Annotated in this window: 24 protein-coding genes; 12 read left to right on the top strand and 12 right to left on the bottom strand. The window is 66.3% G+C overall.

The genetic code is table 11. The features are described from left to right. Positions 1-58: 58 nt before the first annotated feature. The 4 genes from CHRYSEO8AT_RS03140 to CHRYSEO8AT_RS03125 are packed head-to-tail and all read right to left on the bottom strand — an operon-like array spanning position 59 to position 3,012. The gene (locus CHRYSEO8AT_RS03140; RefSeq protein WP_159846137.1) at positions 59-808 is read right to left on the bottom strand and encodes a DUF72 domain-containing protein; all 750 of its coding nucleotides are present in this window, start codon (positions 806-808) and stop codon (positions 59-61) included. Next, positions 805-1,122, bottom strand: coding sequence for a type II toxin-antitoxin system RelE/ParE family toxin (locus CHRYSEO8AT_RS03135; RefSeq protein ID WP_159846134.1), 318 nt, complete (start codon positions 1,120-1,122; stop codon positions 805-807). Before CHRYSEO8AT_RS03135 ends, CHRYSEO8AT_RS03140 begins: the two co-directional genes overlap by 4 nt. A gap of 7 nt (positions 1,123-1,129) precedes the next feature. Further along, complete coding sequence (locus tag CHRYSEO8AT_RS03130; protein ID WP_159846131.1) at positions 1,130-1,387, bottom strand: type II toxin-antitoxin system ParD family antitoxin; 258 nt, start codon at positions 1,385-1,387, stop codon at positions 1,130-1,132. A 53-nt stretch (positions 1,388-1,440) separates the two neighbouring features. Beyond that, positions 1,441-3,012, bottom strand: coding sequence for an ATP-binding protein (locus tag CHRYSEO8AT_RS03125; protein ID WP_159846127.1), 1,572 nt, complete (start codon positions 3,010-3,012; stop codon positions 1,441-1,443). A 110-nt stretch (positions 3,013-3,122) separates the two neighbouring features. Between CHRYSEO8AT_RS03125 and CHRYSEO8AT_RS03120 the strand changes: the two genes are divergently transcribed. Continuing rightward, the gene (locus CHRYSEO8AT_RS03120) at positions 3,123-3,866 is read left to right on the top strand and encodes a hypothetical protein (RefSeq protein ID WP_159846124.1); all 744 of its coding nucleotides are present in this window, start codon (positions 3,123-3,125) and stop codon (positions 3,864-3,866) included. On the opposite strand, the gene CHRYSEO8AT_RS03115 is transcribed toward CHRYSEO8AT_RS03120, so the two are convergent. After that, positions 3,863-5,224: a glutamate--cysteine ligase gene (locus tag CHRYSEO8AT_RS03115; RefSeq protein ID WP_159846121.1), complete on the bottom strand. Its 1,362-nt coding sequence runs from the start codon at positions 5,222-5,224 to the stop codon at positions 3,863-3,865. The two genes, CHRYSEO8AT_RS03120 and CHRYSEO8AT_RS03115, sit on opposite strands and share 4 nt — an antisense overlap. A 134-nt stretch (positions 5,225-5,358) precedes the next feature. Then, positions 5,359-6,078 (bottom strand): 16S rRNA (uracil(1498)-N(3))-methyltransferase, encoded by a 720-nt coding sequence (locus CHRYSEO8AT_RS03110; protein ID WP_159846118.1) that lies wholly within the window; start codon positions 6,076-6,078, stop codon positions 5,359-5,361. 235 nt (positions 6,079-6,313) lie between these two features. Between CHRYSEO8AT_RS03110 and CHRYSEO8AT_RS03105 the strand changes: the two genes are divergently transcribed. The 8 genes from CHRYSEO8AT_RS03105 to CHRYSEO8AT_RS03070 all read left to right on the top strand — a co-directional run bounded on the left by CHRYSEO8AT_RS03105 (position 6,314) and on the right by CHRYSEO8AT_RS03070 (position 12,530). Next, the gene (locus CHRYSEO8AT_RS03105; RefSeq protein ID WP_159846115.1) at positions 6,314-6,535 is read left to right on the top strand and encodes a hypothetical protein; all 222 of its coding nucleotides are present in this window, start codon (positions 6,314-6,316) and stop codon (positions 6,533-6,535) included. After that, on the top strand, positions 6,532-6,729 hold the full coding sequence (locus tag CHRYSEO8AT_RS03100; RefSeq protein ID WP_159846112.1) for a helix-turn-helix transcriptional regulator: 198 nt from the start codon (positions 6,532-6,534) through the stop codon (positions 6,727-6,729). The genes CHRYSEO8AT_RS03105 and CHRYSEO8AT_RS03100 overlap by 4 nt, the downstream gene beginning before the upstream one ends. A gap of 55 nt (positions 6,730-6,784) precedes the next feature. Beyond that, positions 6,785-7,756, top strand: coding sequence for a TraB/GumN family protein (locus tag CHRYSEO8AT_RS03095; RefSeq protein WP_159846109.1), 972 nt, complete (start codon positions 6,785-6,787; stop codon positions 7,754-7,756). A 198-nt stretch (positions 7,757-7,954) separates the two neighbouring features. Then, entirely contained in the window at positions 7,955-8,374 is a 420-nt protein-coding gene (locus CHRYSEO8AT_RS03090) for a DoxX family protein (protein ID WP_159846106.1), read from the top strand. A gap of 181 nt (positions 8,375-8,555) precedes the next feature. Beyond that, positions 8,556-9,038, top strand: coding sequence for a MerR family DNA-binding transcriptional regulator (locus CHRYSEO8AT_RS03085; protein WP_159846102.1), 483 nt, complete (start codon positions 8,556-8,558; stop codon positions 9,036-9,038). Between the two features lie 3 nt (positions 9,039-9,041). Beyond that, positions 9,042-10,826: an acyl-CoA dehydrogenase C-terminal domain-containing protein gene (locus tag CHRYSEO8AT_RS03080; protein ID WP_159846099.1), complete on the top strand. Its 1,785-nt coding sequence runs from the start codon at positions 9,042-9,044 to the stop codon at positions 10,824-10,826. 183 nt (positions 10,827-11,009) lie between these two features. Then, a complete protein-coding gene (locus CHRYSEO8AT_RS03075; protein ID WP_159846096.1) occupies positions 11,010-12,173 on the top strand; it encodes an acyl-CoA dehydrogenase family protein in 1,164 nt (387 codons plus the stop codon). A gap of 15 nt (positions 12,174-12,188) precedes the next feature. After that, positions 12,189-12,530, top strand: coding sequence for a hypothetical protein (locus CHRYSEO8AT_RS03070; protein WP_159846093.1), 342 nt, complete (start codon positions 12,189-12,191; stop codon positions 12,528-12,530). Positions 12,531-12,552: 22 nt separating this feature from the next. Here CHRYSEO8AT_RS03070 and CHRYSEO8AT_RS03065 read toward each other — a convergent pair whose 3' ends face one another. From CHRYSEO8AT_RS03065 to CHRYSEO8AT_RS03050, 4 genes are all read right to left on the bottom strand, one after another. Continuing rightward, positions 12,553-12,771, bottom strand: a complete 219-nt coding sequence (locus CHRYSEO8AT_RS03065; RefSeq protein ID WP_159846090.1) for a helix-turn-helix transcriptional regulator — start codon at positions 12,769-12,771, stop codon at positions 12,553-12,555. A 14-nt stretch (positions 12,772-12,785) separates the two neighbouring features. After that, positions 12,786-13,313 (bottom strand): DUF2975 domain-containing protein, encoded by a 528-nt coding sequence (locus tag CHRYSEO8AT_RS03060; protein WP_159846087.1) that lies wholly within the window; start codon positions 13,311-13,313, stop codon positions 12,786-12,788. 123 nt (positions 13,314-13,436) lie between these two features. Then, a complete protein-coding gene (locus CHRYSEO8AT_RS03055) occupies positions 13,437-14,897 on the bottom strand; it encodes a protein adenylyltransferase SelO (protein ID WP_159846084.1) in 1,461 nt (486 codons plus the stop codon). Between the two features lie 74 nt (positions 14,898-14,971). Beyond that, entirely contained in the window at positions 14,972-16,255 is a 1,284-nt protein-coding gene (locus tag CHRYSEO8AT_RS03050) for a hypothetical protein (protein ID WP_159846081.1), read from the bottom strand. A 262-nt stretch (positions 16,256-16,517) separates the two neighbouring features. Here CHRYSEO8AT_RS03050 and nhaA point away from each other — a divergent pair, with 262 nt between their 5' ends. Both nhaA and CHRYSEO8AT_RS03040 read left to right on the top strand, forming a co-directional pair. Then, entirely contained in the window at positions 16,518-17,762 is a 1,245-nt protein-coding gene (gene nhaA / locus CHRYSEO8AT_RS03045) for a Na+/H+ antiporter NhaA (protein WP_236547405.1), read from the top strand. A 204-nt stretch (positions 17,763-17,966) separates the two neighbouring features. Continuing rightward, the gene (locus tag CHRYSEO8AT_RS03040; protein ID WP_159846075.1) at positions 17,967-20,606 is read left to right on the top strand and encodes a TonB-dependent receptor; all 2,640 of its coding nucleotides are present in this window, start codon (positions 17,967-17,969) and stop codon (positions 20,604-20,606) included. 84 nt (positions 20,607-20,690) lie between these two features. Here the strand turns inward: CHRYSEO8AT_RS03040 and CHRYSEO8AT_RS03035 are convergent, their stop codons facing one another. Next, positions 20,691-21,797, bottom strand: a complete 1,107-nt coding sequence (locus CHRYSEO8AT_RS03035; RefSeq protein ID WP_159846072.1) for an aldo/keto reductase — start codon at positions 21,795-21,797, stop codon at positions 20,691-20,693. 97 nt (positions 21,798-21,894) lie between these two features. On the opposite strand from CHRYSEO8AT_RS03035, the gene CHRYSEO8AT_RS03030 reads away from it, so the two are divergent. After that, a complete protein-coding gene (locus tag CHRYSEO8AT_RS03030; RefSeq protein ID WP_159846069.1) occupies positions 21,895-22,794 on the top strand; it encodes a LysR family transcriptional regulator in 900 nt (299 codons plus the stop codon). Positions 22,795-22,804: 10 nt separating this feature from the next. Here CHRYSEO8AT_RS03030 and CHRYSEO8AT_RS03025 read toward each other — a convergent pair whose 3' ends face one another. Beyond that, entirely contained in the window at positions 22,805-25,897 is a 3,093-nt protein-coding gene (locus CHRYSEO8AT_RS03025; RefSeq protein ID WP_159846066.1) for an efflux RND transporter permease subunit, read from the bottom strand. Positions 25,898-25,906: the final 9 nt, after the last annotated feature.

Genomic DNA, 25,906 nt, shown 5'->3' with positions numbered 1-25,906 from the left:
TTGCAGTGAGCCGGCCTCAGATGAGGCGGCGGGCGCAGGTCCGCAAGCGCGCGGACGGCTATTTCAGCTTGCCGATCAGCGCTTGGGCCGCCGCCGGGTTCCGCACCTTCGCACCCGAGATGAAATAGGCGAACACCTCGCCGCGTTTCGCCCAGGCCTTGGCTTGGTCGGCCACCGCATCCAACTCGGTCGCCGTCATGCCGGTTGGTTCGTCCTCCCGGCTGGACATCAGCCGGGCATAGGTAAAGTCGGCAGTCGCCTCGTCGATCTGAGGCCAGGTCGGCTCCTCGTCATCGACGGCATAGACGATGGCCGCGCCGTATTGGCGGGCCAGGTCATAGAACTGTTCGGTGGCGAAGGTCGGGTTGCGAACCTCCAGCGCATGGCGCAGCCGCACCCCGTCCTTCTCCTTGGGCAACAGCTTCAGAAAGCCCTCGAAATCCTCGGGATCGAACTTCTTCGTACCCATAAATTGCCAGTTGATCGGCCCCAACTTGTCCCCCAGCTCGGTCAGGCCTTGGGAGAGGAATTTGTCGAAGCTCTCGCCGCCTTCGGACAGCACCTTGCGATTGGTGCAGTAGCGGCTGGCCTTGACCGAGAAGACGAAGTCGGCGGGCGTCTCGTCGCGCCATTTGCGCCAGCTGTCGGGCTTGAAGGTCGAATAATAGGTGCCGTTGATCTCGATCGAGGTCAGTTTCGACGCCGCATATTCCAGCTCGCGCTTCTGAACCAGGCCCTCGGGATAGAAGACACCGCGCCACGGCTCGAACGTCCAGCCGCCGACGCCGATATATATGGGGTAGGTCATTGCGTATCCTTGTGCACGTCGCCACCGAGCGGATCAGACTGCCAATCTTCATGCCCGTGACGAAACCGAAGCACCAAAACCCCACCTTCTTCTATCACGTAGATGATGACGTGAGCTTTGTAGGTTCGCACGCGGACGGGCAGATCGAGTTCGGTCCTGAGGCGAGAGGCAAGAGGATAGTCGCCGATCATTCGGACGGTGGCGCCGAGGCCTGTGGTGTAAGCTTCGGCTTGCCGCGATCCAAACATCGCCTCACCATCAAGATAGATGGCGATCAGATCGCGTTTTGCTGCATTGGAATATCTGGCGCTCACGGATACGCTACGCCGCTCGAGAGGCGCGGGCCTGCGCTTCCGCGCGGGCCTCAGCGATGATCTCCTCAAACGTCATTTCGCTGATCCCAGAGGCGTAGGCCTCTTCGATCAGGGTGTTCCAGTGGGCGATCTTCTCAGCCTTGACCTGCTCGCGACGGATCAGGTCGCGCACCACGTCCGACGTATTGGCGTAGCGGCCGGATTTCGCCTGTTCCTCGACCCAGGCCTTCATGGGATCGGGCAGGGAGATATTCATCGTCGCCATTGTGAGCCTCCTCTAAAGAGAATGGGCGCTTGGCAAGGTTTGTCAACCTTTGGTCAGTCCGCCATGGCTGCCTGAATCCCGGCTAGCAGGCTGGCGGCGGTGATGGGTTTGGGGACGTGGAGGTCGGCGCCGGCGTCCTGGGCCTGGTCGCGGTGTTCGGCCATGGCGTTGGCGCTGAGCATGACGATGGGGGTGCGGGCCTGGGCGGGACGTTCGGCCTCCATCTGGCGGATGGCGCGGGTGGCGGTCAGGCCGTCCATGCCCGGCATCTGCATGTCCATCAACACCAGGTCGAAGGTCTCGGCCTGGAAGGCGGCTAACGCCTGTTCGCCGTCGCCGACGGTGACGACCTGAATCGCATGGGCCGCCAGGATCAGCTGGACCACGCGCTGGTTGACGGGGTGATCCTCGGCCAGCAACACGCGCAGGGCGGTGAGGGGACGTTCGGCCTCGGCCGCGCGGGCGCGCTGTCGCGCATCGTGGTCGGTCAGGGAGGCGGCGCGCGTCAGCGGGATTTCGACCATGAACCGGCTGCCCACGCCCGGCGTCGAGGCAGCGGAAATCCGCCCGCCCATCAGCTCGACCAGAGACCGGCAGATCGACAGGCCCAGGCCCGTGCCGCCGAACCGGCGGGTGATGGTCGCATCCGCCTGGCTGAACCGGTCGAAAAGGCGGGCGGCCTGATCGGGCGAGAAGCCGACGCCGGTGTCGTCGATCCGCAGCGTCAGCTGGGTCAGGCCGTCGGAATCCTCGTCAATCGCGATGGCGACGCCGACCGAGCCCTGATGTGTGAATTTGATCGCATTGGACAACAGATTGTCCAGCACCTGGCGGATGCGGGTGCTGTCGCCGACGAACAGGCCGCGCGCGTCGGCGTCGCGGCGGATGTCGAAGCCCAGGCCCTTGGCCTCGGCTCGCAGGCGCATGACGTCCAGCGGCGCGGCCAGGGCTTCGTCCAGATCGAAGGGGCGGCTTTCCAGATCCAGATGGCCGGCCTCGATCTTGGATACGTCCAGAATGTCCGACACCAGCCGTTCCAGCGTCACGCCCGAACTGCCGATCAGGGCGACCATCTCGGCCTGTTCGGGGGTCAGATCGGTGCGTGACAAGGCGTCGACGATGCCGATGACGCCGTTCAGAGGCGTGCGGATTTCGTGGCTCATATTGGCCAGGAAGTCGGACTTGGCCTGGTTGGCGGCCTCGGCGGCGGCGGTAGCCTCGCGCAGGGCCTGTTCGGCCGCGACCTTTTCCGTCACGTCGCGGGCGATGCCATAGATACGGTTTCCCAGCCGATGTGCGCGCCATTCCACGGTGACGTAATGGCCGGCCTTGTGGCGGTAACGGTTGACCTGACCCAGGACGGGATCGCCGGGGCGACGGCTTTCGACCTCGACGATGCTGTGCCGGGTGACGGCCTGGTCGTCGGGATGAACCAGCCGAGGCAGGTCGCGGCCCTCGATCTCTTCGGGCCGATAGCCGAGCACGGTGAACCACGAAGCGCTGGCCTTGACGACCCGCCCATCCAACTCGCGCACCACCAGCAGGTCCAGCGATACGTCGAAGAAGGTATCCAGGTCGACGTCGGTGGTCGGGAAGGCCAGGGCCGCAACGGGCAGACAGGTCATGGCGCACTCCCTCAACTGAGACCCACGTTAGGCCATATCCGTTAAGCTTGCCTTTGCATTGGGTGCCAGTGCGGTATGGCGTCGCGCGCCGCGTTGGATAGGATGCGACGATGATTTTCGCTCTTGCCCTGATCGCCGCCTTACAGTCCGCGCCCGCTGCGGATCGACTGGAGACTCTGACCCTCACAGACGATCGCGCCTGCACAAGCGATGGGGCGTGGTGCGTGGGTCTGACGAAAGACACGGGAGAAGACGGCGAACCGATCGTGCGTCCGATCCTGCGCGCCGCGGGCGCCCTTCCTCCGCAAGCAGACAGGGGCGGAGCCGCCGCAGTCGAGTATTTCCAGCCCTGGACCGGCCTGGTCCGCTTGCCCGACGGCGGTGTCCTGACTGGGGTTAAGGTCGAGACCAGCAGCATGTATTCCGGGGGCGGCGGTCAGGCCACGGAACTGCGTCTGTACAGGCTGGACGCGAACGGCGATGCGGGCGAAACGCCCGTGCTTGCCGTCCCTATCCGCGCAGAGCTGACGATCCGCGCCTGTTTCAGCGAAGACGACATGACGCAGCGGGCCGGCGCCTGTCACGACGAATACGGGTTCGAGGCGACGCTGACGGCGACGGGCGAGGCGGCCGCCATGCCCGTGCTCGACTACGTCACCACAGCAACCGCCTATCCGCGCGGCTCTTCGCGCTCCGAGGACTCGCTGGAGAAGCCGCCGCTCAAGCCCGCCGACCTGGTCACCGTGCGCGATCCGAAATGCAGCTACAGCCGCCGGTTCACCTTCGACGCGGCGGCGGGCGAATACCGGCCGGACAGCAAGCTACCGGATTGCTCGGACTATACCGTGCCCTAGTAGGCGAAGTCGGCGTAGATGCGCTTCACGTCGCCCTGCCAGGCGCCGTGATACAGGTCCAGCAGGCGTTCGGCCGGGGTGACGCCGCTGTCGGCGATGTCTTCCAGTTCCGACAGATAGCCGCGCTCGTCCACCATGCCGCCCGAGAATTTGGCGCGGTTCTTCAGGCCCTGTTTGGCGATGTTGACCAGGTCCACGGCGATGTCGCGCACGCTGCGGCCCGCGACCTCGGCCTTCAGGCCCAAGCGCGTCACGTCACGGCGAAGGCGCTCGTGGTCGGCGATGTCCCAGTCCTTGACCAGGTCCCAGGCGGCGGCCAGCGACGGGGCGTCGTACAGGATGCCGGCCCACAGGGCGGGCAGGGCGCAGATGCGGCTCCACGGACCGCCGTCGGCGCCGCGCATCTCCAGATACGCCTTCAGCCGCACCTCGGGGAAGAGGGTGGTCAGGTGGTCGTTCCAGTCCTTGATGGTGGGGAACTGGCCGGGCAGGGCGGGCAGTTTTCCGGCCTGGAAATCGCGGAACGACTGGCCCGAGGCGTCGACGTAATGACCGTCGCGCTTGGCGAAGTACATCGGCGTGTCCAGCGCATAGTCGGCGTAGCGTTCGAAGCCGAAGCCGTCCTCGAACACGAAGCCCAGCATGCCGGTGCGGTCGGCGTCGGTGTCGGTCCAGACGTTGGCGCGCGCCGACAGGAAGCCGTTGGGGCGGCCCTCGGTGAAGGGCGAACAGGCGAACAGGGCGGTGGCGATCGGTTGCAGCGCCAGCGAGGTGCGGAACTTGGCCACCATGTCGGCCTCGCTGTCGAAGTCGAGGTTCGCCTGGATGGTGCAGGTGCGCAGCATCATGTCCAGGCCCAGGGTCCCGACCTTGGGCATATAGGCGCGCATGATGTCGTAGCGGCCCTTGGGCATGACCGGGACCTGTTCGCGCGTCCACAGCGGGTCGAAACCGGCGCCCAGGAAGCCGACGCCGATCTGATCGGCGACCTGCTTGACCTCCATCAGGTGCTGGCCGGTCTCGTTGCAGATGTCGTGGATGGTCAGAAGCGGCGCGCCCGACAGTTCGAACTGACCGCCCGGCTCCAGGCTGACCGAAGCGATGAAGCCCTCGTTGTTGCGGCGCTCCAGCCCGATCAGGAAGCCATTCTCTTCGACCGGCGACCAGCCGAACCGTTGCAGGCCCTCCAGCATGGCCTTGATGCCGTTCGGGCCTTCGTACCCGGGGCGAGCCAGGGTGGTCTTGTCGAAGCCGAACTTCTCGTGCTCGGCGCCGATGCGCCACTGGTCCTTGGGTTTGGCCCCCTTGGACATGGCCTCAATGAGGACGGTCCGGGTCAGCGGCGCGTTGTCGGTCATGCGTCAGTCCCCTGCGGCGCGCCGTAAGCGACCGTGTGTCGCGGCTAGATGGGCAAGATTGCCGCGTGGCTCAAGAGGGCTTTGTTCTTTCCCTGACGCTCGCCGCGCGGCGGCTCGCTGCTTGAGGGGCGCACTTATCGTTCCCAATCGCCCACAGCCGCCTGCCACATGGTCATGGCGGCGATGGCGGCGGTGTCGGCGCGCAGGATGCGCGGGCCGAGCGAAACGGCGGTGGCGAAGGGCAGCGACCGCAGCCGCTCGCCCTCCTCGGGCGAAAAGCCGCCCTCCGGCCCGATCAGGATGGACCAGGGACCCTCTCCCGCGTCGCGCAACGCCGACATGGCCGGTGCGCCGCCAGTCTCGTCGCAGAACATCAGCCGCCGCCCGGCCTCCCAGCCGTCCAACAGGGCGTCCAGCTTCACCGGATCGTCGACGGCGGGCACGTCCATGCGGCCGGTCTGTTCGGCGGCCTCCTCGGCGATGGCGTCCAGCCGATCCAGACGGATGCGGTCGGCGTTGGTGCGATGGGTCAGGACCAGCCGCACCCGGCGCGCGCCAAGTTCGGCGGCCTTCTCGACGATGGTCTCGACCCGCGCCTTCTTCACCACGGCGACGATCAGCTCAAGGTCCGGGCCATGGACCTGGGGCCGGGCCTGTTCCTCGGCGCGCAGGATGACGCCCTTCTTCAGGACTTCGGCGATCGAACACCGCCACTCGCCGTCGCGGCCGTTGAACACCAGCAGGTCGTCGCCGATCTTCAACCGCATGACCTGGGTCAAATAGCGGGACTGGTCGAGGGTGGGGGCTACGGCGGCGGCGGCCGCGAGGGGAGATGTAACGTGGAGGCGGATCATTGGTCGTCTGTAGTGGCCATTTCCCAACGATAAAGGTTGGCGCAGACAGGCGCCACACATGCCTTTCGTCAGCATAAACGCCTGTCGTCCCCGAGGCGCAGTGGAGATCCGGCGCCGTCGCCGCGCGCGGCGACGGTCAGAAAGGAAAGTGTCATTGTCGTGATGTAAATGAAGCTTGACTAAACTGAGGCTTTGATCGTAAAGCGAACTTGTCACAACGACAGGGGAGCTTGTCATGAAACATTTCCAACGCACCGACTACACACACGACCAGAAGACCGTCATTTCCATCGCCGCGGCCCTGGCCGCCGTCAGCCTGACCGCCAAGGTCGAGACGCCCTTCTGGCCGAACACCCTCGGAGGCGCGCCGTCTCTCGGTCTGGTCGTCATGCTGACCGGCTTGGCGCTGGCCGTGATCCATTACGCGAGCGTCTGGTCGCGGCGGAGACCCCGATGAGCCGGCTCGCCAACCGCGTGCGCGCGGTGCGTGACCGGCGCCGGCTTTCTCTCGCAGAACTGGCCGGTCGGATCGGCGTCTCTCGCCTGACGCTGCGGGCCATCGAGACCGGCCTCTATGCGCCTTCGCTGAGCTTGGCTTTTCGCCTGTCTCGCGCCCTGAACCATCCGGTCGAAGACCTCTTCGCCGTCTGACCGGCGGCGACGCATCCCGCGTCGCGCCACACCCCTTCAAACCAAGGATACGACCATGAACCTCCAGATCGTTCTGGGGCGCGCGGCTTCGCGCGTCCAATCCGTCGGCGCCGGCATGGCGCTGGGCCTCGCCGCCTGGGCGGCCATCTTCGCCGGCGAAGCCTATGCCGAGACACCCGTTGCGCCTCCCCCCGTCGCCTTGGCCCCCATCGCCCGCGCCGCTGGCGACGGCCCGCCCCTCTGGGTCATCCGGGACGCGGATTCCACCGTCTATCTCTATGGCACGATCCATCTGCTGAAGCCCGGCACGGCCTGGGGATCGGACAAGGTGGACGCCGCCTTCGACAGCGCCTCGGATGTCTGGTTCGAGGTCACCAGCCCGGACGACCAGGCCGCCATCATGCCGATAATCCAGCAATATGGCTTGTCGCCGGAACGCCCCCTGTCCAGTTGGCTGACGCCCGACGAACTGGCGACCTTGGCCATCGCCGCCCCGGCGGCCGGTCTGACCGCGCAGCAGATCGATCCGTTCCGGCCCTGGTTCGCCGCGCTGATGATCGCCACCGGCCCACTGACGGCGGCGGGATACGACCCCAAGCTGGGCGTCGAGATGAACCTGCGGACCCGAGCGCTGGCGGCCGGCAAGACCATCCACGGCTTCGAGACTATCGACCAGCAGATCGGCGGCCTGGCGCGGATGAGCGACGACGGCCAGAAGACCTATCTGCGGCATTATCTGAAGACCTACGGCACGGCCGCCGCCGATCTGGACCGCGTCGTGGCCGGCTGGATCGCAAACGACCCGGCCGCAATGGCGCAGTATGCGCACGAGAACGGCCGCGCCATCTCCGAAGAGACGCACCAGATCTTCATGGCGAGCCGCAACGCCGACTGGGCCGACCAGATCGAGACCCTGCTCGCGGGATCAGGAACCAGCTTCATCGCCGTGGGTCTCGGTCACCTCGCCGGGGACGACACCGTGCAGGATCTGTTGGCCGCGCGCGGAATATCGGTGATCCGACAATAGGGCGCCGAGCGTATCGGGGTTGTGGGGCGTCGGGAATCGGACCAGACGCCCCGGCCTGTAACACAAAGTCATCAACTGATGTCATCCGCTGATGTCATCGCCTGATGACAAATATCGAAAGCGCCGCTATATCCCCTCTTGCGAACGGCGATCCCCAATCCGATATCGCGACTGTTACGAAATCAGGTTCCTCCCCCGATGACCACCTCCACCTTCACCACCGCCCCCTCGCGCAGCCGCGCCGCCTACGCCAACATCGCCCTTTGGACGCTGCAGGGCTGGATCGCGATGTTCTTCATCGCCGCCGGCTATGCCAAGCTGACCGAGCCGATGACCAACCTCATCAATCTGATGGGTTGGCCTGCGGTTGCGCCCGAGAACATGGTGCGCGGCCTGGGCGTGGTCGAGATCGTGCTGGCCATGGGCGTGCTCAGCCCGCTGATCTCGTGGCGCATCGGCCGCCCGCTGCTGATGACGGCGGCGACCGGCCTGGTGGTGCTGGAATCGACCATGCTGGTCATCCACGCGATGAGCCAGGACTTGGGTTTGGCCGTGGTCAACGCCATCCTTCTGGCCTTCACCATCCCGGTCCTGCTGGGTCGTCGCAAGGCCTTCTGAAAGAGATCGAACGTCGGACCCCTCTCCCCCCTGCAGTCCGGCGTTTGCGCCCGGAACCTCCCCCCAGGTTCCGGGCTTTTTCATGCCTGCGACTTGGCTTGTCGGTTCACCACACGAAAAGCTTACCCTTACGTGCGCGTAAAGCGCTTTCCTTTACGCGCACGTCAAGTTATGTTGGGGCATGGCCACCGCCGACGACCACCGCACCTATTCCATCCGCCAGCTCTGCCGCGAGTTCGGGGCCACGGCGCGCGCCCTGCGATTCTATGAGGACAAGGGCCTGCTGACCCCCGCGCGCAAGGGCCAGACCCGCGTCTATGACGCCCGCGACCGCGCCCGGCTGAAACTGATCCTGAGGGGACGCCGCATCGGCTTCACCCTTCAGGAGATCCAGGACATGATGGATCTCTATGATCAGAAGGACCACAACGTCCATCAGATGGCCGTGGCCCTGGTGCGGCACCGCGCCCAGATCGCGGCGCTGAAGCAGCAGCTGGAAGACATCGAAGGCGCCATCGAGACGGCCGAACAGGCCTGCGACTGGATGGAATCCAAGCTTTCCGAACACCGCCCCGACCTGCTGCCGGGCGCCGAAGACTATGAGAAGCTGCTGCGCGCGCGTCTCAACCACGACCATCACCACCCCTTCAAAGCAAGAGCGTAATCCATGGCCTACAAGGCGCCTGTCCGCGACTTCACCTTCATCCTGAATGAAGTGCTGGAAATCGACCGCTACACCAACCAGCCGGGCTTCCAGGACGTTTCTTCGGATCTGGTCGGCCAGATCCTGGAAGAGGGCGCCAAGTTCGCCGACGAGGTCATCGCCCCGATCAACAATCCGGGCGACAAGGAAGGCTGTCATTGGGCCGAGGGCGGCGTGGTGACCGGTCCCAAGGGCTGGAAGGAAGCCTACAAGGCCATGTCGGAAGCCGGCTGGATGGCCTTGGCCGCCGACCCGGCCTACGGCGGCCAGGGCATGCCCAGCGTCGTCGCCTCGGCCTTCGGTCAGATGACGGCCGGCGCATCCGCCGCCTTCTCGATGTACCCGGGCCTGACGGCCGGCGCCTATGCCGGCATCCACGCCAATGCATCCGATGAGCTGAAGCAGAAATACCTGCCCAAGATGGCGACCGGCGAATGGTCGGGCACGATGAACCTGACCGAGCCCCAGTGCGGTACGGATCTGGGCATGGTGCGCACCAAGGCCGTGCCGAACGGCGACGGGTCGTATTCGATCACCGGCCAGAAGATCTGGATCTCGGCCGGCGAGCACGACTTCGCCGACAACATCATCCACACCGTCCTGGCCCGCGTCGAAGGCGCGGTTCCAGGCATCAAGGGCCTGTCGCTGTTCGTCGTGCCAAAGTTCCTGGTCAACGAGGACGGGTCGCTGGGCGAGCGCAACACGCTGGAATGCGCCGGGCTTGAGCACAAGATGGGCATCCACGGCAACGCCACGGCCGTGATGCAGTACGACGGCGCCAAGGGCTGGCTGATCGGCCAGGAAGGCCGGGGCATGAACAACATGTTCGTGGTGATGAACGAGGCCCGCCTGGGCACCGGCCTGCAAGGTCTGGCCATCGGCAACGCCGCCTATCAGGCCGCCGTCGAGTTCGCCAAGGACCGCCTGCAGGGCCGCAGTCTGACCGGCCCTAAGAACCCGGACGGCCCGGCCGACAGCATCATGGTCCACCCAGACGTGCGCCGCATGCTTCTAGAAGCCCGCGCCTTCGTCGAAGGCGGCCAGGCCTTCATCCTGTGGACCGCCCTGCACGCCGACCTGGAGAAGTCGGAAGACGAGGCCGTCGCCACCAAGGCCAAGGATTACATGGGCCTGCTGACGCCCGTGCTGAAGGCCTATCTGACCGACAAGGGCTTCCATGTCGCCTCGCTGGGCATGCAAGTGCACGGCGGATCGGGCTACACCGAACACTTCCCCGCCTCGCAGTATCTGCGCGATGCCCGCATCACCATGATCTACGAGGGCACCAACGGCATCCAGGCGCTGGACCTGGTCGGGCGCAAGCTGCCCGCGGCAGGCGGTCGCGCCATCATGACCTGGTTCGGCGAGATCGACGCCTTCGTCGCCGAGAACAGCGGCAATGAAGCGATCAAGCCCTTCGTCGACGGTTTGGCCGACGCCAAGGCCAAGCTGCAGGACGGCACCATGTGGCTGATGCAGAACGGCATGGCCAACCCGGACAACGCCGGCGCCGCCTCGACCGACTATCTGAACGTCTTCGGCCTAACGGCGCTGGCCTATATGTGGGCGCAGATGGCCAAGGTGGCGCAAGCCCAGGTCGAGGCCGGTTCGACCGATCCGTATTACGCCACCAAGCTCCAGACCGGCCGCTACTTCGTCGAGCGCATCCTGCCCGACGCGGACGCCCACCTGAAGAAGATGAAGACCGGCGCGGACGTGCTGATGGCCATGCCGGCCGAGGCGTTCTGAGGAGCGAAGCCCTAACGGCTCTCCCTCCCCCCGCGGGGGAGGGTGGTCGAAGCGAAGCGGAGACCGGGTGGGGGCGGTAGGGCGACACGCACTCCGATCTAGGCCGCTTCACCTTGCCGCCCCCACCCGGCCGCTGCGCGGCCACCCTCCCCGGACGGGGAGGGAGAATGTTGGAGTGACCTCATGAACATCCTCAACAGCCCCGACCCCGATTTCATGCGTGAAGAGGAGATCGTCCTCTTCTCCGACAGCGTCGGCAAATGGATCGACGAGCACGCGCCGCCGGAACAGGTCCAGTCCTGGATCGCCAACTCCAGCGTGCCGCGCGACCTGTGGACCCAGGCCGGGACCGACGGCCTGCTGGGCCTGTCCATGCCCGAAGAAGACGGCGGCATGGGCGGCGACTATCGGCATGAGGTCGTGCTGATGCGGCAGCTGGGCTGGAAGGGCGCGGACCATTTCGGCATCTCGCTGCACAACGCCATCGTCGCCCCCTACATCTGGCACTACGGCACCGAGGAGCAGAAGGCGCGCTGGCTGCCGCGTCTGGCCTCGGGGGAGCTGGTCGGCGCCATCGCCATGACCGAACCAGGCGCCGGCTCGGACCTGCAAGGCATCAAGACCACGGCGGTCAAGTCCGGCAACGGCTATGTCGTCAACGGCTCCAAGACCTTCATCACCAACGGCCAGCTGGCGAACTTCATCATCGTGGTGGCCAAGACCGACCCGGCCGAGGGCGCCAAGGGCACCAGTCTTATCGTCGTTGAAACCGACGGCGCGGAAGGCTTCGAACGCGGCCGCAACCTGCACAAGATCGGCATGGAGGGGAACGACACCTCCGAACTGTTCTTCAACGAGGTCAAGGTTCCGGGCGACAACATCATCGGCGGCGGCGAGGGCCAGGGCTTCGTCCAGCTGATGCAGCAACTGCCGCAGGAACGGCTGAACATCGCCGTCCAGGGCGTCGCCGCCGCCGAGCGCGGGCTGGAGGCGACGATCGCCTACGTCAAGGAACGCAAGGCCTTCGGCAAGCGGATCCTCGACTTCCAGAACACCCAGTTCAAATTGGCCGAGGTCAAGACCAAGCTCACTGTTGCGAAGGTCTTCGTCGACCACTGCATCGGCCTGCACCTTGAGGGCAAACTCGACGCCGCCACGGCCTCGATGGCCAAATACTGGGTGACGGACATCCAGGGCGAGACCCTGGACGAGATGCTGCAACTGCACGGCGGCTATGGCTACATGAACGAATATGCCATCGCGCAGCTGTACAAGGACGCGCGGGTGCAGCGCATCTACGGCGGCACCAACGAGATCATGAAGCTGTTGATCGCGCGCACGCTTTAAGGCGACGACGGCACGATGGCGCTGATCGAAAAGGGGCCGTTCGAACGCTTTCGCGATTGGCTGGGTCAGCGACTGAAGCCCGTCGCCAAACCCGTTGTCGCGCCCTTCGTCCACCCGCCCAGAGACATCGTCTGGCGGCAGGAGGGCGTGGGGCCGGGTGAATGGACCGAACTGGTTCGCCGCACCGACGGCCTCTACAGCTTCGCCGAATGGAAGCGACAGACCGTGTCTGCACCAGGGATCGCGCCTTGGGAGACGGAGTTTCCCGTCTTTGAGTCCGGCCTGTATGGGGCCGAGGATGAAGCGCGACAGGCGATGATCGATCATGTCGAGCGGTCGGCGGAACTCTCGACATGAGCGCACCCTCATCAGACTTGCGTCAATCCTCCGGCTGCACCCCCGGCGTCTGGACGATCAGGTCGCCGGGCTGGCAGTCCAGTTCGCGGCACAGGGCGTCCAGGGTGGAGAAGCGGACGGCGCGGGCCTTGCCGGTCTTGAGGATCGACAGATTGGCCAGGGTGACGCCGACGCGGTCGGACAGTTCGGTCAGGGACATGCGGCGTTCGAGCAGCAGGCGGTCCAGTTGGATCATGATCATGGCGCGCCCCTCTCTCAGACCGTGGTCATCTGTTCGTCGCGCATGGCCGACCCCTGCCGGAACACCTCGGCCAGGATGAAGACCACCAGAATGCCCAACCACGAACCGAGGTTGAAGTCGTAGTCGGACACGGACTGGCCGATGGCCTGGGGCGCGACGAAGGCCAGCAGCAAGGCCGTCAGCTGGATGCCGATCAGGCCGAAGCCCACGGCCTGGAGCCGTTTGACATTGGCGAACTCGAAGGCGTCGCCCAGGTTCACCGACAACAGGATGCGCCGCAGTCGGTTGAGTATCCACCAGGTGAAGCCGCAGGCCATGACGGCGCCGAGCAATGTCAGGCGGCCGGTGATTTCGAAAGCATGGCCGGGGTCGCTCGGGGCGCCTTTCAGGGCATCTATGACGCCTGCGCCGAAGCTGGGAATAACCAGGGTCAGCAGGAACACGACGCCTATGCCCACCGCGCCGATCATCACGAAGACATTGAGAAAGCCCAGCAGCCACCGCAGAGCGCTGGCGGCCGACCGCTTGCCGACGAGTTTCATCTTGATAGCCCTTCCAATCGGGTCGCCCTCCGCGACCGCCTTGGTGACTATCGATATGGATTTATCGATAAACGAACAAGAAAATTATCGATAAACGAGATGAAGCTTTCGTAAGGTTCGGCGTCAGGCGCTGAAGTCCCAGGCGACGCGGGCGGCTTCCAGTCGGTCCAGCTTGGCCTGGAAGGGCGCCCAGTCGTCGTCGGTGGCGATGGCGGCCCAGATCGCCTCGACCTCGTCGATCAGCATCTCCTCGGGCTCGCGGGCGGCGAACATCGGGTGCTCCAGCCGTTCGATCCGGTCGGGTTCATGCTCCATCAGGGCGAAGCGGAAGGCGTCGAAGGCCTCGCCCTGATAGAGTTTCGCGCGCGGTCCCGACAGGGCGCGGGCTGAGGAGGCGAAGCCGCCGAACCAGTCGAAGAACAGCGGCTCCCACCGCATCGCCGCGCCGCCCTCACGCAACAGGGCCAGGGTCGCATCCACCAGCCGCTGATCCGCCGCCTCGCCCAGGCTGAGCACGCCCAGCCTCATCAGGAAGGCGGCGCGCAGTTCGCGGATATAGGCCGGGCCGAACCCGTTCAACGCCGCCGTCAACGGCTCGACGTCGGCGACCAGCTTCAGACAGCCCGCCAACTGCGTCAGGTTCCAGAACACCGCCTCGGGCTGACGCGCGAAGGCGTAAAGGCCGGTCTGGTCGAAATAGGCGGCGGTGAAGGCCGGGTCGTATTCGGGCAGGAACCGCCAGGGGCCATAGTCGAAACTCTCGCCCGTGACGTTCAGATTGTCGGTGTTCAGCACCCCGTGCACGAAGCCCGCCGCAATCCACCGCGCCGTCAGCTTCGCCGAGGCCTCGACGATGGCGGTCAGCAGGCCGGGCGCATCCCCGGCGGCCACGCCGGGGTGATACAGGGTGCGAACATGTTCGATCAGCGCCTCGATCTGGTCGCGGCGACCCAGATAGGCCGCGCGCTGGAACGTCCCGAACCGGACATGCGAGTGCGACAGGCGGACCAGGACGGCGGACCGCGTCGGCGACGGCTCGTCCCCGCGCTCCAGCGCCTCGCCCGTCTCGATCAAAGAAAACGCCCGGCTGGTGGGAACACCCTGGGCCTCCAGCATCGTCGACGCCAGCACCTCGCGCACGCCGCCCTTCAGCGTCAGCCGCCCGTCGCCGCTGCGCGACCAAGGCGTCGTGCCAGAGCCTTTCGTCCCCAGATCGAGCAACCGACCCGAGGGCTTTCCTTGCCTATCGCCGCGCTCGCGGAGCGCGGCTGTTTGAGGCGTTTCGCGCATCTGCGCCGCCAGGAAGCCGCGCCCGTCGCCCAGGTCGGGATTGTAGTGGCGGAACTGATGCCCGTGATAGCGCATGGCGAGGGGGCCGGGCTGGCCAGGCAGGGGTTCGAACCGGCCGAAGGCGGCGATCCATTCGGCGTCGTCCAGCCCCTCCAGCCCGACCTCGGCGGTGGCGCGGTCGTTGCGGAACCGCAAGGTCGTCTGCGGGAAGTCGGCGGCCTGAACCGCATCGGCATAGTCGGCGCCCAGGTCGAAGAAGCGCGGTTCGGGGCGGTAGGCGGGGAAGACAGGCATGGCCGCTAGGTGCGGTCCCTGAGATCGAAGTGCAACCGTCCTTCTTGAACCAAGCTGATCAATGCGGTCTGCGTCTAAGGGACGTAATCCGCCCCCAGCTTGGTGGACGCTGTCAGTTCCGGCGCGACGACGGCCAGGTCGTAGCCGCGGATGATGTCGCGCCATTCAGGCGTCAGCGCGTCCAGATCGGCGCTGCGCAGAGTGCGCAGATCCACCAGGAGCCAGTCGCCCGGCGCCATGTTCGACGGACGGGCCAGCGTCACATCCTTGCGCCAGTCGCCGCCTTCTTCCGTCATCACGTCGAAGTCGTGCACCTTCATCGGGCGACCGACCCCGTTGTAGCCGGCCTCCGTGCCTCTCGCGCCGACGACGATCATGTGGAGGGACTGTACGCCCTCTCCGTCGGCGTGTTCAGCGACGAAATTGCCCACATCGCGCTGGCCGAGGGGATTGTAGCCCTTGTAGAGATGGTAGGCGCCGAACTTCATCAGCACGCGCGCCTGCGGCGCCTCGGCGAAATGGGCCGCCAGCGTCCGTTTCATCAGCCGCGCCCTGCGCCCGTTCGGATCGCCACGGCGAGCCTGCGACGCCTGATAGATGGCGCGGGTTTCGCGCAGGGCCGCGAACAACGCCCTGACCCGGTCGCCGCCGTCCTGATCGATGGCCGCCCCCGCCTGATCCAGCGTCGCATCGGTGGCCTTCAAAAGGAAAAAGTCGAAGGGCGAACCGGAGGCCAGCGCGGCCTGTGTCGCCGTTCGCTCCTGCTCGGCCAGCGCCTCGATCTGAGCACGGGCGAGCGGTCCCGGACCGGCCGTCAGCATCTGTTCGATCAGATAACCGCTTGCTCCCAGGAACTCCTGATCCAGTCCCCACAGCTCGAAGTCCGGCCCCGCGACGCCCGCGCAATCGGCGGCGGTCTGACCCTCGTCGCGGCCGTTGAGGAAGGCCATGGCGTCGGGATGGGCGGTCATGAAGTCGGAAATCTGCTGTTCCCGGTCCGGCGCTCTAAGCCGTGCGTTGACCGCTACGGCGGCCTCTGGCCCGGTCTCGACGGCCATAGCCGTCAGGCCGCCAGTCTCCGGGCCGCCAGCCGCCATCAATCGGCACACGTTCGTGGTGAAGGCGGGGATCTCGCGCGAAAAATGGCTCTCGCCGATGAGGACGTAGCGGCTGGCGTCTATGGCCTCCGACAGTATCGCCGCGCCCGGACCCGAAAAGCCCTCCGGTCGGAGGATCAGCGGCGACCCTGCCTGCGCCAGACGCTCGGCGAACGTGAGCGGTGCAAGGGTCTCGGCATGAGCGGAACCCGCGCACAGGCCCGCAAGCGACAACGCCGCCGCAATCGATTTCAAACTCATATCAAGCACCCCCGCTATGTGAGGCGTCGTCGCGGCGATCCCCCAAAACCGCAAGTTAAATCGAGGTCACGAAAGAGCCCTGTCGCAATCTGCCACCCGCGTCGGGCTTGGCGTGAGGCTCCCCGTCCTCTATTCTGCCTTTAGCCATCAGGTCGCCTCGCGCGGCCAGGCCGGCGCGCTCCGAGGGGGGTGACGAATCCGGTCCGACGCCCGTCGATAACCTGGCGTCACGACAGCTTCAGTATTCCGATTGGAGGCCGCCGTGGCGCGCAAACTGACACTCGATTTCCTCAAGACCGAGGCCGCGTCCGGCTCGGCCCTGGCGCTGGCGGCCATCGCCGCCGTGCTGGTCGCCAACTCGCCCTGGTCGGCGGACTATTTCACCTGGCTCAAGAGCTATCACGTGCTTCAGATCGGCCCGATCCGGCTGGAGGAGACGATCTCCGACTGGATCAAGGAAGGTCTGATGGCGATCTTCTTCCTCGTGGTGGGGCTGGAGATCAAATACGAGATCGTGCGCGGCGAGCTCAGCGATCCGCGCAAGCTGGCGACGCCGGTGCTCGCGGCCCTGGGCGGGATGGCGGGGCCGGCGGCGGTCTATCTGTTGCTGTCCGCGACCATCGGAGCGCCCCACGCTGGTTGGCCCATTCCGCTGGCGACCGACATCGCCTTCGCGCTGGCCATCTTCGGTTTCGTGGGCAAGGGGTTGCCGTCGTCGCTGCGGGTCTTCTTGCTGACCCTCGCCATCGTCGACGACCTGGGCGCCATCGCCCTGATCGCGGTCCTGTTCAGCGAGGGGGCGAACTGGACGCCCTTGTTCTGGGCCCTGGGCGCCCTGGCCGTCGGGGCCGTCGCTGCCCACCGCATCCGCATTCCGGCGCCCTTCTGGGTGCTGGGCTTCGGCCTCGTCTGGTATCTGACGGTGCTGTCTGGGCTCAGCACCTCCATGACCGCCGTGGCCTTCGCCATGATCGTGCCGATTAAGGGCCGGGCCGAAGACGGCCAGAGCCCGCTGAAGGAGGCGATGCACGACCTGCATCCGTGGAACGCCTTCCTCGTCCTGCCGCTGTTCGCCTTCGCCAAGGCGGGCGTCTCCTTCGCCGGCCTGTCGATGGAGCAGGCGTTCGCGCCCCTGGTCATCGCCATCGCCCTGGGCCTGTTCTTCGGCAAGCAGATCGGCGTCATGGGCGCGGCCTGGCTGGCCTCGGCGCTGAAAATCGGGGCGCGGCCGACGGGCGCCAGCTGGCTTCAGGTCTATGGGGTTTCTCTGCTGTGCGGCGTCGGCTTCACCATGAGCCTGTTCATCGGCGTGCTGGCCTTCCCCGGCGCGGTGGATTCGCCCGAACAGGTCGAGGTCAAGTTGGGCGTCATCGGCGGCTCGATCCTGTCGGCGATCGCGGCGGCCGTCGTGCTGGGTTTCGCCGGCCGTCGCCGCCAGGTCGATCCCGTCGCCCTGCAGCCTGAGGTCGAGCCCATGAGGCCGAAAAATGGGCAAAAACTGACCTAACGTCAGCGTTTTATGTCTCTTCCCTGACACACAAAGGCGAATCCACGGCGAAAAATCGTCGCGGGTAACAACGCTCGCTTGTCGGTGGGGCCGAAGCGCGCTTAGCCTAGCGATAACGAACGATCCCCCAAGAAGGGGACGTCGATGGGAACAGGAAACGCTGCGATCGCCACTGGCGTCGCGGCTTCAGCCGGGAGGACGCCTATGCGCCGCAATCTTCAACTCAGGACCACCGTGTCCGCCGCCGTCATGGGCGCCGCCGTTATGGGCTTCGCCGGCGTCGCCGCCGCGCAGGACGCCCCGGCGACCGTCGACGACATCATCGTCACCGCCCAGAAGCGCGAACAGAGCCTGCAGGACGTGCCGATCGTGGTCACGACCCTGTCGCAGGAACTGCTGGATGGCGCAGGGGTCCAGGACATCAAGGATCTGCAGATCCTGACCCCCGGCATGACCGTCACCTCGACCCAGTCGGAAGCATCGACCACCGTCCGTATCCGCGGCGCCGGCACCGTGGGCGACAACCCCGGCCTGGAAAGCTCGGTCGGCGTGGTGATCGACGGCGTCTATCGCTCGCGCAACTCGGTTGGTTTCGGTGACCTGGGCGAACTGAGCCGCATCGAGGTCCTGAAGGGTCCGCAAGGCACCCTGTTCGGCAAGAACACCTCGGCCGGCGTCATCAACATCATCACCGAGCGTCCGTCGTTCGACCCGTCGATCTCGGCGGAACTGACCGGCGGCAACTTCGGCGCCATCGGCGGTTCGGTTTCCGTCACGGGCGGCCTGACCGACCAGATCGCCGGTCGCCTGTTCGTCGCCCACCGCGAGCGTGACGGCTTCTATGACGTCAACACCGGCGACGGTCCCAACAGCAAGAGCGACGACCAGACCCAGGATTACTGGACCACGCGCGGTCAGCTGCTGATCCTGCCCAACGACAACACCTCGATCCGCCTGATCGCGGACTACACCAAGCGCGAGGAATACTGCTGCGTCGCCGTGCAGACGCGCGTCGGCCCGTCGCAGGCCTTCATCGCCGCCCTGACCGCGCCCAACGGCCCCGGCCAGCGTCCGCCCGTCGCCGGCTTCGGCACGGTGCCCTTCTCGCGTCTGGCCTATTCCAACCGCGAGACCCCGCAAGAGATCGAGGACATGGGTCTGTCGGCGGAAGCTACCATCGACTTCCCCAGCATCAACGCCACCCTGACGTCCCAGACCTCGTTCCGCGACTGGTCGTTCCAGCAGGGGATGGACCTCGACTACACCGGCGCCGACATCCTGTACCGCGCCAACGACGGCTCCAACGGCTATGGCGTCGATAACCTGACGCAGGAGTTCCGCCTGGCGGGCTCGACGGACAAGTTCGACTGGCTGGTCGGCCTGTTCGCCACCAAGGAAGGCGTCTATCGCGACGACAGCTATGTCTATGGCTCCGACTACAACGCCTTCGCGTCGTTCCTGCTGACGGCGTCCTTGCCGGCCGCCGTCGGCGGTCCCAGCCCGTCGCGCCTGGGCTGCTTCACCAACCCGAACGGCTTCCTTGTCGGCACGGCCGGCGCGGCCGCGGGCCAGCCGCTGTGCGTCATCGGCGCGGTGCCGCCCAGCGCCGCCGCCCCGACCTTCTCGGCCGGCAAGGCGTATGAAGACCACTATTCGCAGCGTTCGGAATCGGTGGCCCTGTTCACCAACAACACCTGGAAGGTGAGCGAAGGGTTCGATATCAACCTGGGCCTTCGCTACACCTACGACAGCAAGCGCCTGCTGGGCGTTCAGGACAATCTGGGCAGCAACGGCGCGGCCTGCGGCGGCGCCCTGGCCAACCAGAACCCGGCCAACCGCACGGTTTCGCCGATCCCCGGCACGGCCAATATCGCCACCCCGGCCGCCGCGCTGGGCCTGCTGTGCCTGCCCTGGTCCAACCCGCTGTACGACAATCGCCGGATCCAGGAGAAGTTCAGCGACACCGATCTGTCGGGCACCATCAAGGCGTCCTACCGGTTCAACCCGTCGATCATGGTCTATGGCTCGTATGCGCGCGGCTACAAGGGCGCGGGCTACAATATGGATCGGGTGCAGACGGGCGTGACGCCGGACGCCTCGCTGTTCTTCGCCGCCGAGACGGTCGACAGCTATGAGGCGGGGGTCAAGACGACCCTGTTCAACCGCACCATGCTGCTGAACCTCACCTACTTCGATCAGAAGTTCGAGAACTTCCAGCTCAACACCTTCCTGGGCACCGCCTTCGTGGTGGAATCCATCCCCGAGCTGAAGTCGCGCGGCGTCGATGCCGACATGGTCTGGTTCACCCCGGTCGAGGGCCTGTCGTTCCAGGGCGGCGTGACCTACACGGACGCCAAATACGGCGTGTTCGGCGCCGGCGACCTGTCCAGCCCCGGCCGCTTCCCGCAGCTGTCGCTGCTGCCGGGCGCGCGCGCCTCGTTCGCCCCGGAATGGTCGGTCACCGGCGCCCTGGCCTTCGACCGCTCGCTGGGCGGCGGCCTGCGCGGCGGGTTCAACCTGTCGGCCAAATACTCGACCGAATACAACACCGGCTCCGACCTGCTGCCCTACAAGAACCAGGACGCCTTCACCGTCGTCAACGGCCGCATCTCGATCGGCTCGGAAGACGAACGCTGGACCGTGGACCTGTGGGCCCAGAACCTGCTGCAGGAAGAATACACCCAGGTCGGCTTCGCCGCCCCGCTGCAAGGCACGGCCTTCGCCAACACGACGACACCCCAGGCGGACGGCACCTTCTACAATATGGCCACCGACACGGCGACCTATAACGCCTACCTCGGCGCCCCGCGCACCTACGGCGTGACGCTGAAGGTCAAATACTGATCGTCAGCCCACGAGGCTGAACGACGAAGGGCCGACCGGGAAACCGGCGGGCCCTTTTGTTTGCGGTCGCCTCGCTTGAAGCGATTAAGCGCGCGCCGACACCTCGGCGCCGCCGAAGACGACCTGTCGCCGCATCTCGTCGCTGAACAGGCCGTACAGCATGGGAAGGTCCGGCCTGCTGGCCTTGTTCAGGGTGTCCAGATGCGTCTCGGACAGGCGAAGGCCGACGGCGCCGATGTTGTCCTGAAGCTGGCTGACACGGCTGACGCCGATCAGGACCGTGTCGACGGTCGGACGCGACAGCGCCCAGGCGAGGGCGACCTTGGCGGGCGGCTCCCCGATCTCGGAGGCGACGCTCTTGAGCACATCGACGATCTTCCAATTGCGGTCGGTGAAGAGAGTGTCGCCGAACGGATTGGCGCCATCCAGACGGGCGCCGCCCTGTGTTACGCCGTCAGGGTTCGCCGCTTCGTTCGGCAAGCCGCCGCTTCGTGACGGCGCCGCCTCGACGGTCGCCCGGTCGTATTTTCCGGTCAGCAGGCCGTAGGCGAGGGGGCTCCATGGCATGACGCCCAGGCCCGTATCTTTGGCCAGCGGCACGTGTTCGGCCTCGATCTCGCGGCTGACCAGGGAGTAGAAATACTGCAGCGCGATGGGGCCGGGCCGTCCGCTGGCGGCGGCCAGGGTGACGACCCGCGCGACGTACCAAGCCGGGGTGTTCGACATGCCCCAGTATCTGATCTTGCCAGACCTCACGAGCGCCGACATCGTTTCCAGCAGCTCTTCGGGCGGCGTGACCGAGTCCCAGACGTGGATCCAGTACAGGTCGATATAGTCGGTCTTCAGCCGGCGCAGCGAGCCCTCCAGCGCCGCATGGATGTGTTTGGCGCCGTTGCCGCCCGCATGGGGGCCATGGCCTGCGGCGAATCCTGACTTGGTGGCGATGACGAGTTGATCCCGGACGCCGCGATCCGCGATGATCTCGCCCAGCATCGTTTCGCCCGCGCCGCCCGCATAGACGTCTGCGGTGTCGATCAGATTGCCGCCCGCCTCGACATAGGCGTCGAACACGGCTTCGGCGGCGGGGCGGCCCATGCCCCAGCGCGCCACGCCGAATGTCATCGTGCCGAGCGCGAGCGGGCTGACGATAAGGCCGGAACGGCCGAGGGGACGGTATTGGGCAAGGCTCACGTAAAGGCTCCTGTCGGATTGCCCGCCTAAGTTGGACCGTGCCATGGTTGAGCGGTAGTATCGGTCAGCTACGAACCCCTTTGAGTGATGCTCATCAATGGATCGCGATACCTGGAACGATCTGGCGGTCTTCGCGGCCATCGTCGAGGCCGGCAGCTTTACGAAGGCCGGCGTCGCTCTTGGCGTGACGGCGTCGGCGTTGAGCCACCGCATGCGGCTGATGGAGGCGCGCATGGGCCTGCGTCTGCTCAACCGCACCACCCGCAGCGTGGCGCCGACCGAGGCCGGCGACCGGCTGCTGGCCAGCCTGCGGCCCGCCATAGCCGAGGTGACCGACGCGCTGGTCGCCTTGAACGCAGACCGGGCCAAACCCGCCGGGCGCGTCAGGGTGACGGCCCACAGGTCGGCGGCGTTCGGCCTCGTGCTGCCTCGCCTGAGGGGACTGGCCGAGGTCTATCCAGAGATCACCGTCGAACTGGTCGTGGACGACGGTCTGGTCGATATCGTGAAGGGCGGGTTCGACGCCGGGATTCGGCGGTTGCCGTCGCTGGAACAGGACATGGTCTCGGTGCGGCTGGACGACGGCGTGCGGATCATCATGGTCGCTTCGCCGGCTTACCTTGACGCCGCCGGCGTCCCGATGAGCCCGACCGATCTGGAGCGCCATCGTTGCCTGAACTATCGCCTCCCGACGGCGGGTTCGATCTATCGGTGGACCTTCGAGCGAGACGGCCAGACGACGACGATGGATGTCCCTGGCGGCTTCGTCACCAACGACATCGACATGCTGTGCGAGGGCGCGATGGCGGGGCTGGGCGTCGCCTGCGTGATCGAGACCCAGGCGGCGCCCTGGCTCGCGTCCGGCGCGCTGATCAGCGTGCTGGACGACTGGCGGCCGCAGCTTCCGTCCAACTATCTCTACTACGCCGGGCACCGAAATCTGCCGCCCGCGCTGCGGGTCTTCATCGACGCGATGAAGACCGCAGCGCCTGGCTGAGCCCCAGCCCTTACTCCACCAAGGGATCCTGCCTCGGCTTGGCCAGCTCGCGCTGCCCGGCCGTCTTGCGGTGCAGGATGCGGCGGCCCCAGCCGGCGATGTCGTCTACGATGGTGAAGATGGCGGGGATGTAGAGCAGGGACAGGAAGGTCGAGGAGATCAGTCCGCCCAGCACGGCGATGGCCATGGGCGAGCGGAACTGGACATCGGCCCCGACCCCCATGGCGATGGGCACCATGCCCGCCCCCATGGCGAAGGTGGTCATCAGGATGGGGCGGGCGCGCTTGTGCGCCGCGTCCATGATGGCCTCGTGGCGCGGCATGCCGTCCCGCTCGGCCATGATGACGTAATCGACCAGCAGGATGGAGTTCTTGGCCGCGATCCCCATCAGCATCAGCACCCCGATCAGGGCCGACATGGAGAAGTTGGCGCCGCCGATGGCCAAGGCGATGAAGGCGCCGCCGATAGCCAGCGGCAGGGCCGCCATGATGGTGATCGGATAGGCGAAGCTTTTGAACAGCAGCGTCAGAACCGCATACATCAGCAGGATGCCTGAGGCGAAGGCGATGGCGAAGCCGGTCAGCATTTCCTGAATGAACTCGGCGTCGCCGGCCGGCACCTGGCGCACGCCGGCGGGCAGGTTCTGGACCGAGGGCAGGCGGTTGACCGCTGCGCCCGCCGCGCCGGTGGCGATGCCGTCCAGCTCGGCGCTGATCGAGGCGATCCGCGAGCGATCCTGGCGGGTGACGGTGGCGGGGCCGGCGCCGAACTGGATGTCGGCGACGGCGCTCAGCGGCACGGAGTTTCCGCCGTTGCCCGGCACGCGCAGGTTCTCCAGCACGGTCAGATCCTCGCGCGCGCCTTCCGTCAGTTGCAGGCGGATCGGGATCTGGCGGTCGCCCAGGTTATATTTGGGCAGGTTCTGATCCACGTCGCCGATGGTGGCGACCCGCACGGCCTGGGAGATGGCGCCGGCCGAGACGCCGGCTAAAGCCGCCTCGTCGGGACGCGGCGTGACCAGGATTTCGGGACGGGCGATGGCGGCCGAGTTGACGATATTGGCCAGGCCGGGAACGCCGCGCATCTCCTCTTCGACCTTGCGCGCCGCGGCGTTCAGGGCGTCGGGATTATCGCTCAGGATCGAGAAGGTGTAGCTGGTGCCGTCGCCTGGACCACCGCCCGACTGGGCGATGCCGGCGCGGATACGGGCGCCGGGAATTTGTTTCAGCTCGTCCACCATGACGCGGGCGAAGGCCTGCTGGCTCAGGTCGCGGTCGCCCTTGGGCACCATGTCGGCATAGACATTGGCCTGGGTCACGTCCTGACCGCCGACGGCGGCGTAGACCGAGGTGACCTCGGGGCGGGCTTCCAGCCGTTTGGTGACCTGCTGAACCACGGCGTCGGTCTGGCGCAGGGTCGAGCCGGGCGGCAGTTCGACCTGGAAGGCGGCGCGGGCCACGTCGCCGGGCGACATGAACTCGAACGACATCTTGGCCACAACGGCCGTGGCGACGGAGCCGACCAAGAACAGCACGCCGAGGATCAACACCTTCCAGCGGTTGCCCAACGACCAGCGCAACGCCTTCAGATAGCCCGACATCCAGAAGGGATCGCGGTCCTCGTGGTTGGTGTGTTTCAGGATGAAGGCCGCCATCAGCGGCGTCAGGGTCCGCGCGACCAGCAGCGAGAAGGCCACTGAGACGCAGGCCGCCAGGGCGAAGGCCTTGAAGAACTGACCGATGATGCCGGGCATGAACCCGACCGGCGCAAAGACGGCGATGATGGTCGCCGTGGTGGCCACGACCGCCAGGCCGATCTCGTCGGCCGCCTCCAGCGAGGCGTCATAGGGCGGCTTGCCGTCGCGCATGTGGCGGACGATGTTCTCGATCTCCACGATGGCGTCGTCGACCAGGATGCCGATGGTCAGCGACAGGGCCAGCAGGGTCACCACGTTCAGCGACTGATCCAGCGGACCCAGGATGGCGAAGGTCGGGATCAGCGACATCGGCATGGCCATGGCCGCGATGAAGGTGGCCCGCCAGTCGCGCAGGAAGATGAAGACGATGATGACCGCCAGCACGGCGCCCAGCAGCAGAGCCTCCAGCGAGGCGAGGTAGCTTTCCTCGATCTGTTCGACGCTGGCGGTGACCTGGCTGATCGTCAGTTCGGGGTGGGCGTCGTCGAGCTTCTTGACCTCTTCGCGGACCCGTTCGGCGACCTTGACCTCGGAGGCGGTGCGCGAGCGCAGGAAGTTGAAGGTGACGGCCTCCTGGCCGTTGTAGCGGGCCAGGCGGCGCGGTTCGCTCCACTTGTCCTCGACCTTGCCCAGATTATCCAGGCGCACCGTCTTGCCGTCGCCCAGCGGGATCAGGGTGCCGCTGAGCTGCTCGACCGAGGTCGCGGCGCCAAGGGTGCGCACGGCGCGCTCGGACCCGGCGATGGTGACGCGGCCGCCCGGCAGGTTGTTGTTGACGTTGTTCAGCGCCTGGCTGACCTCGGCGGCGGTGACGCCATAGGCGGCCAGCCGTTGCGGATCCAGCTCGACGCGGATTTCGCGGTCCACACCGCCGGAGCGGTTGACCTCGCCCACGCCGCCCAGGGCCAGCAGGCTGCGGCTGACCTCGTTGTCGATGAACCAGCTGATCTCTTCCGGCGTCATGGTCGGCGAACGGACGACGTAGGTGATCAGGGCGTCGCCGGTGATGTCGATGCGCTGGACCGCCGGTTCCTGCATGTCCTGGGGCAGGCTGGCGCGCAGGCCGGTCATGGCGTTGCGCACGTCGTTGGTGGCGCGGTCGGTGTCGGTGCCCAGCTCGAACTCGATCGTCGTGGAGGACACGCCGTCGGTGATGTTGGACGTGATGTGGCGCACGCCCGACAGGCCGGCCAGCGAATCCTCGATCAGGCGCGTGACCTGGACCTCCATCTCCGCCGGCGCCGAGCCGGGGCGGGCGGCCGTGACGGCGACCAGGGGGAAGTCAATGTCGGGGTTGGAGTTGATCCGCATCCCCATGAAGCCGACCACGCCGCCGAGCGTCAGCAGCAGGAACAGCAGGATGATCGGAATCGGGTTCTTGATCGCCCAGGACGACATCTGGTTCATGGCGTCGGT

Origin of the sequence: Brevundimonas sp. G8, assembly GCF_902506205.1 — a bacterium.
Taxonomy (GTDB): Bacteria; Pseudomonadota; Alphaproteobacteria; order Caulobacterales; family Caulobacteraceae; genus Brevundimonas.
This window is presented reverse-complemented; position numbering and strand designations above follow the sequence as displayed.